General features: G+C 60.7%; 7 protein-coding genes, 1 tRNA gene and 2 pseudogenes. All 10 read left to right on the plus strand.

The window, feature by feature from the left end; all coding sequences use genetic code 11:
* The first annotated feature begins 12 nt into the window (after positions 1-12).
* Positions 13-88 (plus strand) — tRNA-Trp (locus QZ613_RS13750).
* Positions 89-122: 34 nt separating this feature from the next.
* The gene (gene secE / locus QZ613_RS13755; protein WP_043565822.1) at positions 123-476 is read left to right on the plus strand and encodes a preprotein translocase subunit SecE; all 354 of its coding nucleotides are present in this window, start codon (positions 123-125) and stop codon (positions 474-476) included.
* Positions 473-1006, plus strand: a complete 534-nt coding sequence (nusG, locus tag QZ613_RS13760; RefSeq protein WP_043565819.1) for a transcription termination/antitermination protein NusG — start codon at positions 473-475, stop codon at positions 1004-1006. The genes secE and nusG overlap by 4 nt, the downstream gene beginning before the upstream one ends.
* 127 nt (positions 1007-1133) lie before the next feature.
* Positions 1134-1565, plus strand: coding sequence for a 50S ribosomal protein L11 (rplK, locus tag QZ613_RS13765; protein ID WP_043565817.1), 432 nt, complete (start codon positions 1134-1136; stop codon positions 1563-1565).
* A 1-nt stretch (position 1566) separates the two neighbouring features.
* A complete protein-coding gene (rplA, locus tag QZ613_RS13770) occupies positions 1567-2256 on the plus strand; it encodes a 50S ribosomal protein L1 (protein ID WP_043565815.1) in 690 nt (229 codons plus the stop codon).
* Between the two features lie 305 nt (positions 2257-2561).
* Entirely contained in the window at positions 2562-3059 is a 498-nt protein-coding gene (rplJ, locus tag QZ613_RS13775; protein ID WP_043565813.1) for a 50S ribosomal protein L10, read from the plus strand.
* Positions 3060-3107: 48 nt separating this feature from the next.
* Positions 3108-3476, plus strand: coding sequence for a 50S ribosomal protein L7/L12 (rplL, locus tag QZ613_RS13780; RefSeq protein ID WP_043565809.1), 369 nt, complete (start codon positions 3108-3110; stop codon positions 3474-3476).
* A 249-nt stretch (positions 3477-3725) separates the two neighbouring features.
* A complete protein-coding gene (gene rpoB / locus QZ613_RS13785) occupies positions 3726-8006 on the plus strand; it encodes a DNA-directed RNA polymerase subunit beta (RefSeq protein ID WP_043565807.1) in 4281 nt (1426 codons plus the stop codon).
* A gap of 87 nt (positions 8007-8093) precedes the next feature.
* A pseudogene (gene rpoC, locus QZ613_RS13790) lies at positions 8094-12226 on the plus strand (DNA-directed RNA polymerase subunit beta'); the annotation flags it as partial.
* A 381-nt stretch (positions 12227-12607) separates the two neighbouring features.
* A pseudogene (rpsL, locus tag QZ613_RS21190) lies at positions 12608-12893 on the plus strand (30S ribosomal protein S12); the annotation flags it as partial.
* Between the last annotated feature and the right edge of the window lie 71 nt (positions 12894-12964).

The following is a 12964-nucleotide window of genomic DNA, read 5'->3' on the forward strand; positions in this document are numbered from 1 at the left end:
GGTCTCTGCCGCAGGGGCATAGCTCAACTGGCAGAGCGTCGGTCTCCAAAACCGAAGGTTGGGGGTTCGATTCCCTCTGCCCCTGCCAACCAGTAATCAAAGAAGTAAACAAAGCGGACCACATGGCCGATAAGTTAAAGTTTGCGTTGGCGGTATTGCTGCTCGTCGCCGGCATCGCTGGCTTCTACCTGCTCGTCGAGCAGGCGATGATCCTGCGTGTCCTTGCCGTCTTGGCCGGGGCGGCGCTGGCTGTCGTCGTCGCCTGGCAGACCGAGCCCGGGCGTCAGTTTTTTGGTTTTGCCAAGGATGCCACCACCGAGGCGAAAAAGGTGGTCTGGCCGTCGCGCAAAGAAACCATCCAGACCACTGGTCTGGTGTTCGCGTTTGTGGTGGTGATGGCGGTCTTTCTCTGGTTGACCGACAAGGGCCTCGAGTGGGTTCTCTACGACCTGGTTCTTGGCTGGAGGCAATCATGAGCATGCGCTGGTACGTTGTACACGCCTATTCCGGCTTCGAGAAGAGTGTGCAGCGCGCACTCCTCGAACGCATCCAGCGACAGGCGATGGAGCATTCCTTTGGCCGGATTCTGGTGCCGGTCGAGGAGGTGGTTGAGCTCAAGATGGGTCAGAAGAGCATTTCCGAGCGAAAGTTCTTCCCCGGCTACGTGCTGGTGGAAATGGAAATGAACGACGATTCGTGGCACCTCGTCAAGAGCACGCCAAAGGTCACCGGTTTCGTCGGTGGAACGGCCAACAAGCCGACGCCGATCTCCGAAAAGGAGGTCGACAAGATCATGCAGCAAATCCAGGAAGGCGTTGAAAAGCCGCGCCCCAAAGTGCTTTTCGAGCCAGGCGAAGTTGTCCGCGTCAAGGACGGTCCTTTTACCGATTTTCACGGCGCGGTCGAGCAGGTGAATTACGAGAAGAACCGTCTTCGCGTCTCGGTGACCATCTTCGGCCGTCCGACGCCGGTCGAACTCGAGTTCGCTCAAGTCGAGAAAGCCTGATCCTGCAGTTGAGTCGCGGTGCGTGAGTTTCCTGGCGCGCCGCAGTAGTGCGGCTCCCGGGCCGCCTTTGTCGTTTGGGGAGCGCTGTCACGAGCGCGTTTGAACCCGTCTAAAGGAGATTCCTACCGTGGCAAAAAAAATCACTGGCTACATCAAACTGCAGGTGCCTGCGGGTAAGGCGAATCCATCGCCTCCCATTGGACCGGCGCTTGGACAACGCGGCCTGAATATCATGGAGTTCTGCAAGGCGTTCAATGCCCAGACGCAGGGCGTGGAGCCGGGCCTGCCGATTCCGGTGGTGATCACCGCCTTCGCCGACAAGAGCTTCACCTTCATCATGAAGACGCCGCCGGCAACCATCCTGATCAAGAAGGCCATTGGCCTGCAGAAGGGTAGTCCAAAGCCATTGACCAACAAGGTTGGCACGCTGACCCGGGCACAATGCGAGGCCATTGCCACGCAGAAAATGCCCGACCTGACGGCGGCCGACATGGATGCAGCAGTTCGCACGATCGCCGGCAGTGCCCGAGCGATGGGCGTCACGGTGGAGGGTGTTTGAGATGGCGAAGTTGAGCAAGCGTCAAAAAGCGGTCAAGGGCAAGGTCGATCGCACGGCCAGCCTGGCGGTTGGCGAAGCGCTGAAGCTGGCCAAGGAGTTTGCCACAGCCAAATTCGACGAATCGATCGATGTTGCCGTAGGTCTTGGGGTCGATCCTCGCAAGTCTGACCAGATCGTCCGCGGCTCGGTCGTTTTGCCCGCCGGTACCGGCAAGACGATCCGGGTTGCCGTCTTCGCGCAGGGTGACAAGGCGGCGGCGGCCCTCGAAGCCGGTGCCGACATCGTCGGTTTTGAAGACCTGGCCGCAGAGATCAAGTCCGGAGTGATGAACTTCGACCGCGTGATTGCCACGCCCGACGCGATGCGCGTCGTTGGCCAACTGGGTCAGATCCTGGGGCCGCGCGGGCTGATGCCAAACCCCAAGGTCGGCACGGTGACCATGGACGTGGCGACGGCGGTCAGGAACGCCAAGGCCGGGCAGGTTCAGTATCGCACCGACAAGGCCGGCATCATCCACAGCACGATCGGGCGCGCGTCGTTTGACGCGGACAAATTGCTGCTCAACCTCAAGGCGCTGGTCGATGCGCTGATCAAGGCCAAGCCGGCAACCTCCAAGGGGCAGTATCTGCTGCGCATTGCCGTCTCCAGCACCATGGGACCGGGTATTCGCGTCGATGCTACGACGCTGTAGAGAATCGAAACAAGCGATATAGAGAGCCGGCGTACGTCGTTTCGTGACGTGCTCCGGCCAGGAACTTTGTTGGGCCGTTTGCGGTGCCGTGCTGGCGCCGTCGATGGATCGTCAAAGACCGCAGGTGCCGAGGGCTTTTCGCCGGAAGCTTAAGTGTGCAAGCAGCCTGCAGAGATGGTGTGCCCAGAAAAGGAATTCGCAGCGACCCGCCAAGGCCGTCGTTGCCACCCCTGATCCAAGGTCGCCGTGGGTGCGGCGCAGGCTGATTGAGGCGCCGTTTGTTGACTTGAAGGGAGGAAGGGCCTGTGGGTCTTAATCTTGATGAAAAGAAAGCCGTCGTGGCCGAGGTGTCGGCCAAGGTGGCTGGTGCACAGACGATAGTCGTCGCCGAGTACAGCGGTTTGCAGGTGGCTCACCTGACGCGCTTGCGGGCGCAGGCGCGTGCTGCCGGTGTTTATCTGCGCGTACTGAAAAACACCTTGGTGCGTCGGGCGGTGCAGGGTAGTGCTTTTGCCGAGTTGTCCGGGCAATTGACCGGGCCGCTGATTTACAGCATCTCGGAGGATCCGGTAGCGGCGGCCAAAGTGCTGCATGACTTCGCGAAGACTAACGACAAACTGGTCGTGAAGGCTGGCAGCTACGCGGGTGAGCTTCTCGACGTCGCTGGCGTACAGAGGCTAGCCGCGATTCCGAGTCGCGAGGAACTGCTCGCCCAGTTGCTGGGCATGATGCAGGCGCCGGTGACCGGGTTTGCCTGTGCGCTCGCTGCCTTGGCTAAACAACGTGAAGATGCGGTTGCCTGACCGCGCTGTCAGCTTTTACAAGTATTCAGATTTAGGAGTTTATTGATTATGGCGATTAGCAAAGAAGACATCCTCGAAGCCGTTGGCACGATGACGGTGATGGACCTGAACGACCTGGTCAAGGCGTTCGAAGAGAAGTTTGGCGTCTCGGCCGCTTCCATGGCGGTTGCTGCGCCTGGGGCAGCCGCAGCGGTGGTTGAAGAGCAGACCGAGTTTACGGTCATGCTGATGGCCAGCGGCGAGAAGAAGGTCGAGACGATCAAGGTCGTTCGTGCAGCGACCGGCCTGGGCCTGAAAGAGGCCAAGGACCTCGTTGATGGCGCGCCGAAGGCGATCAAGGAAGGCGTTTCCAAAGCCGACGCCGACGCTCTCAGGAAGCTTCTTGAGGATGCGGGGGCCAAGGTCGAGGTCAAGTAATTTCGACCCGGTGCCTGGGCTGGCAGCTTTTCGGCTGTCAGCCCTTTTGTGCTTTTCTGGAAACGGCTTTGCGCCGCGGGCGCAGGGCTGTGCAGCGTGCAAACGCAATGCCGAGTAGCGACAGAGAAATGAGTGCCCGAGTACTCGTTGTGCTGCTAGTCGTATTGCTTTTGTCCGTTGCGGACTGGCGGGTCTTGCGACTCTCGCCGGTGCGCGCTAGAGGTTTTGCCGTCTGAGTTCGGAGCGACCATGAACTACTCCTACACCGAGAAAAAGCGTATCCGCAAGAGCTTCGCCAAGCGCGCCAGCGTGCTTGAAGTGCCGTACTTGCTGGCTACCCAGTTGGAGTCATTTTCTGCTTTCCTGCAGAAGACGACGCCCGTAGCGCAACGCAAGAATCAGGGTTTGCAGGCTGCGTTTTCCTCTATTTTTCCAATCGTCAGCCATAGTGGCAATGCGCGCCTGGAGTTCGTCAGCTTTGCGCTTTCGGAGCCGGCTTTCGACGTCAAGGAATGCCACCAGCGCGGTCTGACCTTTGCCTCGGCCCTGCGCGCAAAGGTGCGCCTGGTCATCCTCGATCGCGAGACTCCCGATACGATCAAGGAAGTGAAGGAGCAGGAAGTCTACATGGGCGAAATACCCTTGATGACAACCACCGGCTCCTTCGTCATCAACGGTACCGAGCGGGTCATCGTCTCGCAGCTTCACCGCTCGCCCGGGGTGTTCTTCGAGCATGACCGCGGCAAGACCCATAGTTCCGGGAAACTGCTCTTTTCGGCGCGGGTGATTCCCTACCGCGGCTCATGGCTGGACTTCGAGTTCGATCCCAAGGATCTGCTCTTCTTCCGCGTCGACCGACGTCGCAAGATGCCGGTTACGACCTTGCTGAAGGCCATCGGACTGACGCCGCAGATGATACTGCGCGAGTTCTTCGACTTTGACACCTTCATTCTCGGCAAGAGCGTGATTGAATTCGCGCTGGTTCCCGAGCGCTTGCGCGGCGAAGTGGCACGCTTCGACTTCAACGATTCCTCCGGGGCGCTGATCATCGCCAAGGACAAGCGCATCACGGCCAAGCACATCCGCGAACTCGACGCCGCCGGAATCAAGCAGGTCGCCGTTCCGGACGACTTCCTCATCGGACGGGTTGTCGCCGAGGACGTCATCGACCAGAGCAGTGGCGAGATTCTCGCCACTGCCAACGACGAGATTACCGAGTCGCTGCTGGCGAAGCTCGTCGAATCCGGTATCGAGTCGCTGCACACCCTGTATATCAACGACCTCGACCGCGGTGGTTTCATCTCGCAGACCCTGCGCGCAGACGATACGATATCCAGGCAGGCAGCACGCGTCGCCATCTACCGCATGATGCGCCCTGGCGAGCCGCCCACGGAAGAAGCGGTTGAGATTCTGTTCAACGGTCTGTTCTACTCCGACGACCGTTACGATCTTTCCGCCGTTGGGCGCATGAAGTTCAACCGGCGTGTGGCCCGCAAGGACGTCGTCGAATACAAGATCATGCTCAAGCATGTGCCTTCCAAGCGTGAAGCTATCGTCAATCTGCTCACTGAGGCCCTGGGTGCAGCGGCGCCAGGGATCGAGCTTCTCGGCGAGTTGAACCACGGGGCGCGGGCGATCGCCGAAAACATGACCGAAACGGCGGCGCTGGCCTTGTTCGAGCAGCTCAAAGCTGCCGGTGCCAGCGGTGAAGTGCGCGAGCAATTGACCTTGTCGCCGCGCGATATCGTCGAAGTGATCAAGTTGCTGGTCGAGTTACGCAATGGTCGTGGCGAAGTCGACGACATCGACCATCTGGGTAATCGCCGTGTTCGCTCGGTCGGCGAGTTGGCCGAGAACCAATTCCGGGCCGGCCTGGTACGCGTCGAGCGTGCCGTCAAGGAACGCCTGTCGCAGGCTGAGTCGGACAACCTGATGCCACACGATCTGATCAACGCCAAGCCGATCAGCGCCGCGGTCAGGGAGTTCTTCGGTTCCAGCCAACTGTCGCAGTTCATGGATCAGACCAACCCGCTCTCCGAGATCACCCACAAGCGCCGCGTTTCGGCCCTTGGCCCGGGTGGCCTGACGCGCGAGCGTGCGGGCTTCGAAGTGCGCGACGTGCATCCCACGCACTACGGTCGGGTCTGTCCGATCGAAACACCGGAAGGCCCGAACATCGGTCTGATCAACTCGCTGGCGCTCTATGCCCGGACCAACGAGTACGGCTTTCTTGAGACGCCGTACCGCACGGTGGTCGACGGCAAGGTGACCAATCAGATCGAGTACCTCTCGGCGATCGAAGAGGGCGCGTACATCATTGCCCAGGCCAACTCCGAGCTTGGCGAGGCTGGCGTGCTTACCGACGAACTGGTGACCTGTCGCGAGAAAGGCGAAACGATTCTCGCCGAGCCGGCGCGTGTGCAGTACATGGACGTCGCGCCGAGCCAGATCGTTTCGGTCGCTGCTTCGCTGATTCCCTTCCTTGAACACGACGACGCCAACCGCGCGTTGATGGGCGCCAACATGCAACGGCAGGCGGTTCCCTGCCTGCGACCGGAAAAGCCGCTGGTCGGTACCGGCATCGAGCGCACGGTGGCGGTGGACTCGGGAACCGCAGTGCAGGCCCTGCGCGGTGGGGTGGTCGACTACGTCGACGCCTCGCGGGTCGTGGTGCGCGTCAACGACAACGAGACCGGGCCCGGCGAAGTGGGCGTCGATATCTACAACCTGGTGAAATACATCCGTTCCAACCAGAACACCAACATCAACCAGCGGCCGCTGGTGCGCGTCGGAGATGTGATCGCCAGGGGTGACGTGGTCGCCGATGGGGCGTCGACCGACAAGGGCGAGCTGGCGCTTGGCCAGAACATGCTGGTCGCGTTCATGCCGTGGAACGGCTATAACTTCGAGGATTCGATCCTGATCTCGGAGCGGGTGGTTGCCGAGGACCGTTTCACTTCGATCCACATCGAGGAGCTGACGGTCGTTGCGCGCGACACCAAGCTGGGTCCCGAGGAAATCACCCGCGATATTGCGTCGCTCGGCGAGTCGCAACTGGCGCGCCTCGACGAATCGGGGATTGTCTACATCGGTGCCGAGGTCGAAGCCGGCGACGTGCTGGTCGGCAAGGTGACGCCGAAAGGCGAGACCCAGCTGACCCCGGAAGAGAAGCTGCTGCGCGCGATCTTTGGTGAAAAAGCGTCCGACGTGAAAGACACGTCGCTGCGCGTGCAGTCGGGAATTGCCGGCACGGTCATCGATGTGCAGGTGTTTACCCGCGAGGGAATCGAGCGTGACCGGCGTGCGCAGTCGATCATTGACGACCATCTGCGCAGCTACAAGCTGGACCTTGCCGACCAGCTGCGCATTGTCGAACGCGACGCATTTGCCCGGGTCGAGCGGATGATCGTTGGCAAGCCTGCCAATGGCGGTCCGAAGCGGCTGGCCAAGGGATCGGCGGTGACTCAGGAGTACCTGGACGGTATCGAGCCCCATCACTGGTTCGACATCCGCATGGCTGACGACGAAGTCGCACATCAGCTGGAGTCGCTCCGTGATGGCCTCGAGCAGACGCGCAAGGGTTTCGACGTCGCCTTCGAAGAAAAGCGCAAGAAGCTCACCCAGGGCGACGAATTGCCGCCGGGTGTGCAGAAAATGGTCAAGGTGTACGTCGCCGTCAAGCGTCGCCTGCAGGCGGGCGACAAGATGGCCGGCCGGCACGGCAACAAGGGCGTCGTTTCCCGCATCGTTCCCGTCGAAGACATGCCCTACATGGCCGACGGTCACCCGGTCGATATCGTCCTCAACCCGCTTGGCGTTCCGTCGCGGATGAACGTTGGACAGATTCTCGAGGTCCACCTCGGGCTGGCCGCCAAAGGCCTGGGTTTCCGAATTGGCGAAATGCTGCGTCGCCAGGCGACGGCAACGGAGGTGCGCGGCTTCCTTGATCAGATCTACAACAGTACCGGCAAATCAGAGGACATCGATCAGCTGAGCGACGGTGAGGTTCTGGAAATGGCCGGCAACCTCGAGGCGGGCGTGCCGTTTGCGACGCCGGTTTTCGACGGCGCCAAGGAATCCGAGATCAAGGGCATGCTGGCGTTGGCCGGGATGCCGGAGTCCGGGCAAATGACCTTGTACGATGGTCGCACTGGCGAGCGCTTCGAGCGTCAGGTGACGGTCGGCTACATGCACGTATTGAAGCTGCACCACCTGGTTGATGACAAGATGCACGCGCGTTCGACGGGCCCGTACTCGCTGGTTACCCAGCAACCACTGGGCGGAAAGGCCCAGTTCGGTGGCCAGCGCTTCGGAGAAATGGAAGTGTGGGCCCTTGAAGCCTACGGTGCCTCGTACGTGCTGCAGGAAATGCTGACCGTCAAGTCCGACGATGTGAATGGCCGGACCAAGGTGTACGAGAACATCGTCAAGGGTGACCACAAGATCGAGGCCGGGATGCCCGAATCCTTCAACGTCCTGGTCAAGGAAATCCGTTCGTTGGCGATTGACATCGATCTCGAACGTTTCTGATTGTTTGCCGAGGGGTGAGCGTCGCGGTCGGTTTGCCGACCGTTGCGCTCCCGGCCCCTGACACCCCACTCCTCACTGGAGCAAAAGATGAAAGCACTGCTTGATTTGTTTAGGCAGGTGACGCAGGAAGAGCAGTTCGATGCGATCACCATTGGTCTCGCCTCGCCGGACAAGATCCGCTCCTGGTCCTACGGCGAAGTGAAGAAACCAGAGACGATCAACTATCGTACCTTCAAGCCGGAGCGTGATGGCCTGTTCTGCGCCAAGATCTTCGGCCCGATCAAGGACTACGAGTGCCTTTGCGGCAAGTACAAGCGGCTCAAGCATCGTGGCGTGATCTGCGAGAAGTGCGGTGTCGAGGTCACGCTGGCCAAGGTTCGCCGTGAGCGCATGGCACACATCGACCTGGCCAGCCCGGTTGCCCATATCTGGTTCCTGAAGAGCCTGCCCAGCCGTCTGGGCATGGTTCTTGACATGACCCTGCGTGACATCGAGCGCGTGCTCTACTTCGAGGCCTTCGTGGTCTACGATCCGGGCATGACGCCGCTGGCACGTGCGCAGCTGTTGACCGAGGACGACTACCTGGCGAAGGTCGAAGAGTATGGCGACGACTTCTACGCGGCGATGGGTGCCGAAGGCATCCGCGAACTGCTCCGTTCCATCGATCTCGCCCGCGAAGTCGAGACGCTGCGCTCCGAACTCGAGACCACCACTTCGGAGACCAAGAGCAAGAAGTTCTCCAAGCGCCTGAAGATTCTCGAGGGCTTCCAGAAGTCGGGCATCAAGCCCGAGTGGATGGTGCTCGAAGTCCTGCCGGTCCTGCCGCCCGATCTGCGTCCGCTGGTGCCGCTGGACGGTGGCCGCTTCGCCACCTCGGACCTCAACGATCTCTATCGTCGAGTCATCAACCGTAACAACCGCCTGAAGCGGCTGCTCGAATTGAAGGCGCCGGAGATCATCGTGCGCAACGAAAAGCGCATGCTCCAGGAAGCTGTTGACTCGCTGCTCGACAACGGTCGCCGTGGCAAGGCAATGACCGGCGCCAACAAGCGTCCGCTGAAGTCGCTGGCCGACATGATCAAGGGCAAGGGCGGTCGTTTTCGCCAGAACCTGCTCGGCAAACGCGTCGACTACTCGGGTCGTTCGGTCATCGTCGTCGGTCCGCAGCTCAAGCTGCATCAGTGCGGTCTGCCGAAGCTGATGGCTCTCGAGTTGTTTAAACCCTTCATCTTCAACCGCCTCGAAGGCATGGGCCTGGCGACGACCATCAAGCAGGCGAAGAAAATGGTCGAGACCCAGGAAGCCGTCGTCTGGGACATCCTGGAAGAGGTGATCCGCGAGCATCCGATCATGCTCAACCGGGCGCCAACGCTGCACCGTCTGGGTATTCAGGCTTTCGAGCCGACGCTGATCGAAGGCAAGGCGATCCAGCTGCACCCGCTGGTCTGTGCGGCCTTCAACGCCGACTTCGACGGCGACCAGATGGCCGTTCACGTGCCTCTGTCGCTGGAAGCGCAGATGGAAGCGCGGACCTTGATGCTGGCCTCGAACAACGTCCTGTCGCCGGCCAACGGCGAGCCGATCATCGTTCCCTCGCAGGATATCGTTCTCGGTCTCTACTATGCCACCCGCGAGGATATCAACGCCAAGGGCGAGGGAATGATCTTCCCCGATCTCGCCGAAGTGACGCGCGCCATGCAGGCCGGCGAACTCGATCTGCACGCACGTGTCTCGGTGCGCATCACCGAATACGAGAGTGATGGCGAGAACGGCTGGCAGGAAAAGGTCACGCGCTACAAGACCACCGCCGGTCGCGCGCTGCTCTCCGAGATCCTGCCGAAAGGACTGCCCTTCAGCTTGATCGACAAGACGCTCAAGAAGAAGGAAATCTCGAAGCTGATCAACGCGGCGTTCCGTCGCTGTGGTCTCAAGGAAACCGTCGTCTTTGCCGACAAGCTGATGCAGAATGGCTATCGACTGGCGACCCGTGCGGGCATTTCGATCTGCTCCGACGACATGTTGGTGCCGTCACAGAAGCGCGAGATCATCGCCGCGGCCGAAGACGAGGTCAAGGAAATCGAAAACCAGTACACCAATGGACTGGTTACCAACGGCGAGCGCTACAACAAGGTTGTCGATATCTGGGGACGCACCGGCGATCAGGTGGCGAAGGTGATGATGGATCAACTCGGTCACGAGGAAGTCGTCAACCGCCAGGGCGTTACGGAACGGCAGGAGTCGTTCAACTCGATCTTCATGATGGCCGATTCCGGCGCGCGCGGTTCTGCCGCCCAGATTCGCCAGCTGGCCGGCATGCGTGGTCTGATGGCCAAGCCGGATGGCTCGATCATCGAAACGCCGATCACGACGAACTTCCGCGAGGGTCTGAACGTTCTCCAGTACTTCATCTCGACGCACGGTGCCCGCAAGGGTCTTGCCGATACGGCGCTGAAGACAGCCAACTCGGGCTACCTGACGCGGCGACTGGTCGACGTGACGCAGGATCTGGTGGTAATCGAGGATGATTGCGGGACGAGCAACGGCGTGACCAGGAAAGCGCTGATCGAAGGCGGTGAGGTGATCGAAGCGATTCGTGAGCGCGTTCTTGGCCGCGTGACCGCTGCCGACGTGATCGACCCTGATTCGGACGAAACCATCATCGAGCAGGGAACGCTGATCTGCGAGGATCACTGCGATCTGATCGACCGTCTGGGAATCGACGAAGTCAAGGTGCGTACGCCGCTGACCTGCGATACGCGCTATGGTCTGTGTGCCATGTGCTACGGCCGAGACCTTGGTCGCGGTTCACCGGTCAACGTCGGCGAAGCGGTTGGGGTCATGGCCGCACAGTCGATTGGCGAGCCGGGAACGCAGCTGACCATGCGTACATTTCACGTCGGCGGCGCCGCCTCGCGTGCGGCCGTCGCCAGCCACGTGGAGACGCACAGCATCGGCGTCGTGCGCTTCACGTCGACCATGCGCTACGTGACCAGCGCCAAAGGCGAGAAAATCGTCATCACGCGTTCCGGTGAGATTCTGATTACCGATGACAGCGGGCGCGAACGCGAAAAGCACAAGGTCCCCTACGGGGCGACGCTACGTGTCGTCGACGGCGAGGCGGTCAAGGCCGGTACCCGCCTGGCGGCGTGGGATCCCCATACACGGCCGATCATCGCCGAGTACTCCGGCCTGGTGAAGTTCGAGAACGTCGACGAAGGCGTCACCGTTGCCAAGCAGATCGACGAAGTCACCGGCCTGTCTACGCTGGTGGTCATCGATCCGAAACGGGGTGGCAAGGTGCCGAGCAAAGGGCTGCGCCCGCAGGTCAGGCTGTTCGAGCCGAGCGGCGAGGAAGTGAAGATGCACGGCAGCGATCAGGCGGTGACGATCACCTTCCAGGTGGGGGCGATCATCAATGTTTTCGACGGACAAACGATTTCGGTTGGCGACGTGCTCGCGCGCCTTCCGCAGGAGTCGGCGAAGACAAGGGACATTACCGGCGGCTTGCCGCGCGTAGCGGAACTTTTCGAGGCGCGCACGCCGAAGGATGCCGGCATGCTGGCCGAGTTTACCGGCACCATGTCCTTTGGCAAGGACACCAAGGGCAAGCAGCGCCTGGTGATTACCGATCTTGACGGTGACACCCACGAGTACCTGATTCTGAAAGACAAGCACGTTCTGGTTCATGATGGACAGGTGGTGAATAAAGGGGAGTCGATCGTCGATGGTGCGCCCGACCCGCACGACATTCTGCGTTTGCTCGGCGTTGAGGCGCTGGCGGTCTACATCACGGACGAGGTTCAGGACGTGTACCGCCTGCAGGGCGTCAAGATCAACGACAAGCACATCGAGGTGATCGTTCGCCAGATGCTGCGTCGGGTAAATGTCCTGGACCCCGGGGACACCAAGTTCATCAAGGGCGAGCAGGTTGAACGCGCACATCTCCTCGACGAGAACGACGCCATCGTCGCCGAGGGCAAGCTTCCGGCGACCTACGAGCACGTCCTGTTGGGGATTACCAAGGCCTCCCTGTCTACCGATTCGTTCATTCGGCGGCCTCCTTCCAGGAGACGACGCGGGTGCTGACCGAGGCGGCGATCATGGGCAAGCGTGACGAGCTGCGTGGCCTCAAGGAGAAAGTCATCGTCGGCCGCCTGATACCCGCCGGGACCGGACTCGCCTATCACAACACGCGCAAGAAGAATGCCGCTGGCGAGGATGTCGCTGTCCGCAGCGTATTGCTCGACGATGACCTTTTCAGCGACCGAAGAGAGCTCCGAGGACCAACCGATTGCTTGACTTGGAGCGTGATAGACCTAGAATCCCCGGTCTTTGGTCGCCGACGGCGTGTACGCGCGTCGGCCGTATCACTGAAATCTGCCAGGCGGCCCATCTGGTCCCGCCTGGTTTTTTTTGTTTTTTCTTTTTTGCTGACCTCAGCGAGCGTCTCGCCGAGCGTCTGCTGCACTGGGGAATATAGGGTGAAACATGCCAACCATAACCAGTTGGTGCGCAATCCTCGCGATGGCAATCCGCACCAAGAGCAGGTCGCTCTTGCGCTGGGAACATTGCCCGACAAAAACGGGGGGCTTTTTTTGCACCGTGTGTACACCACCTACTCCGAGAAGCCGAACTCGGCCTTGCGCACGGTCTGCAAAGTGCGTCTGACGAATGGTTTCGAGGTGATTCGTCGACATCAGGCGGGTGAAGGGCACACCTGCAGGAGCACATCGGACGGAATCGTGCTGATTCCGTGGCGGGTCGTGTAAAGGACTTGCCGGGTGTGCGTTTAATCACCCGTCGCGGTTCGCTGGATACCCGGGTGTCAAGAAGCGCAAGCAGGGTCGTTCCAAGTACGTAACCCGCGCAAACAGGCCTTTGATTTCGCCGAGTAGGCCGTTCCCCATGGGCTGCCCGGGAGGGTCGGGCGCTTTGTGCCTGCTCTTCGACTGATTGTG

The sequence above is a fragment of the Candidatus Accumulibacter sp. ACC005 genome (assembly GCF_907163215.1).
In the GTDB taxonomy this organism is placed as follows: Bacteria; Pseudomonadota; Gammaproteobacteria; order Burkholderiales; family Rhodocyclaceae; genus Accumulibacter; species Accumulibacter regalis.

What these genes read in the sequence shown, in the direction of transcription:
- secE (WP_043565822.1), top strand. Translation starts at nt 123, where the DNA reads ATGGCCGATAAGTTAAAGTTTGCGTTGGCGGTATTGCTGCTCGTCGCC.
- nusG (WP_043565819.1), top strand. Translation starts at nt 473, where the DNA reads ATGAGCATGCGCTGGTACGTTGTACACGCCTATTCCGGCTTCGAGAAG.
- rplA (WP_043565815.1), top strand. Translation starts at nt 1,567, where the DNA reads ATGGCGAAGTTGAGCAAGCGTCAAAAAGCGGTCAAGGGCAAGGTCGAT.
- rplL (WP_043565809.1), top strand. Translation starts at nt 3,108, where the DNA reads ATGGCGATTAGCAAAGAAGACATCCTCGAAGCCGTTGGCACGATGACG.
- rpoB (WP_043565807.1), top strand. Translation starts at nt 3,726, where the DNA reads ATGAACTACTCCTACACCGAGAAAAAGCGTATCCGCAAGAGCTTCGCC.